General features: G+C 66.8%; 2 protein-coding genes. One reads left to right on the top strand and one right to left on the bottom strand.

Translation table 11 applies throughout. The features are described 5' to 3' along the window. Nucleotides 1-534 precede the first annotated feature (534 nt). Nucleotides 535-930: a hypothetical protein gene (locus tag KIH78_RS10470; protein ID WP_219132301.1), complete on the bottom strand. Its 396-nt coding sequence runs from the start codon at nt 928-930 to the stop codon at nt 535-537. A 154-nt stretch (nt 931-1084) separates the two neighbouring features. Between KIH78_RS10470 and KIH78_RS10465 the strand changes: the two genes are divergently transcribed. Next, nucleotides 1085-1867, top strand: coding sequence for a nitroreductase family protein (locus KIH78_RS10465; protein WP_219132300.1), 783 nt, complete (start codon nt 1085-1087; stop codon nt 1865-1867). The last annotated feature ends 233 nt before the right edge of the window (nt 1868-2100 follow it).

Genomic DNA, 2100 nt, shown 5'->3' with positions numbered 1-2100 from the left:
CCGGCCGGAACCGCTCGGCGGCAGCGAAAGAACAACTTACACGCAAACCCCAACCAACGCAACCCCACCCCACCACAACACCCCGCAAACCCCGGAAACACAACAAACCACCGGCGTGTCGAAAACACCAAAAACACGACAACAAACCCACCCACCCCACAACAAAACCACTGAAGAAAAAGACCCATTCCACTCACACCCGGCGTGTCGCGGAACGGGCCGCCAGCGAAACGAACCGGACAAGACATGCCGAACCGCGTCGCGGAGAAGCCGGTTCGCGAAACAGGACGGCACCCCGCGACCCGACTGCATCACGAAACGGCCCCTCGGCGAAACAACCAGACAGCCAATGCCGGAACCGCTTCACAAACCATCCCCTCAGCGAAACGCACCGTCACGCCCCCACCGAACCGCATCGCCAACAGGCCACCCAGCGAAACGAATCGGCGCCACCCCACCGAACCAACTCCCGAGCGGAGTGCCGGCCGGAGACACGCAGAATCGCCCGGATCGGCAGTCGGAGGCGACCACGCGTCACGCGGCCCCGGTCCCGCCGATGGCGATGAGCACCGTCAGCAACGCCACGAACGCGACGGGCGCGGCCATGACGGCGAGCACCCACGCCGAGACGACGCGGACGACGGCCCAGACCATCCGACGACGACGAACCGCCGGATCCACCGCCGCTCCCGAACCCGGCCCCGGTACCAGGTCCGCCTTCGTCACGGACACCAACGACAGCACGAACGCGACAAGCCACAGCAGCACACCCGCCGCATACATCGCGAGCGATATGGCCGGCAGGACGACGGCGTCGGCCGGGAACAACGAGGAGACGGCATCGTAGAATGGGCTCCACCACAGAGCCGCCACCGGAGCGACCAGGACGAACCCGCAACCACGAAGCACGACGACAGCACGCGAGACCATGGCACCATGGTCCCACGCCGGGAGAACAGGACGCCCGCGCGCCCCTCCACGCACCGTCGCCCGCCCCTACCATCCCTCCACGCACCGTCGCGACGGGTTATCCCGACCGTGAACCATGCGCCACGGAAGCCCCGGGAACTGTGATAATGGACGCATGGGAACAACACATGATCTCGACAACGAGACGATCCAGACGCTGCTGAACCGTCGTTCCATCCGCAAGTTCAAGCCCGATCCGATCGACGACGACACCCGCGCGGTGCTGGAGACCGTCGCGCAGCGCGCCGCCTCCAGCCAATACCTCAACGACTGGTCCGCGATCCGCGTGACCGACCCGGCGCTCAAGGCGAAGTTCGCCGAGTTCGGCCGCCAGCCGTACATCGCCGAGGCGCCGCTGCTGTACCTGTTCGTCATCGACGAGCAGCGCAACGCCCGCATCGCCGAACGCCAGGGCGTCGACACGTCCTCCCCCGACTGGTGGCTCGCCGCCAGCTATCACTTCACGCAGGCGCAGAACGACGCCGTCCTGGCGCTGCACGCGATGGAGACCGCCGCATACTCGCTGGGACTCGGCTGCGTGATCCTCGGCTCCGTACTCAACGACATTCCCGGCCTCATCGAGGCATGCAGGCTGCCGGAGTACACGTACCCGGTGCTCGCCCTCGCGATCGGCGAACCCGACCAGGCGCCCGCGCTGAAGCCGCGCATGCCGCGCTCGATGCAGTTCTTCGACAACGTCTATCCCGCCGACGCCGACGCGGCGCTGTCCGGATTGGACGGGTTCGACGCGACCGTCCACGAATACTACGACCTGCGCAACACCGAACGCCCCGTCGACGCGTTCAGCGCGCAGATCGTCAAGGCCGGCGGTCAGGACACCGGCAACAAGCCGCTGCTCACCAACGCCGAAGCCCAGGGATTCCGTCTGGGCCGATAGGCCGGCGATGCATCCGTCACGTCGCGGGTCTTCCACGATGCGACGGGTGCCGTGTGGGTTGGTGGGTGTGGTCCCGTCCGGGACACGCGCGCGTCGTCGCGTCTGCGTGTGCCGGGTTTGGCGTCCGGTCGGCGTGTGTGTTTGGGCGTGTGTATGCGAAGAGGACCCCTGGGAGCGTGGTGCTCGACCGGGGGTCCTCGTGAGTGTGATGCGGCGGCGTGCTACTCTCCCAC

The sequence above is a fragment of the Bifidobacterium saguinibicoloris genome, from assembly GCF_019331725.1.
GTDB classification, from domain to species: domain Bacteria; phylum Actinomycetota; class Actinomycetes; order Actinomycetales; family Bifidobacteriaceae; genus Bifidobacterium; species Bifidobacterium saguinibicoloris.
This window is presented reverse-complemented; position numbering and strand designations above follow the sequence as displayed.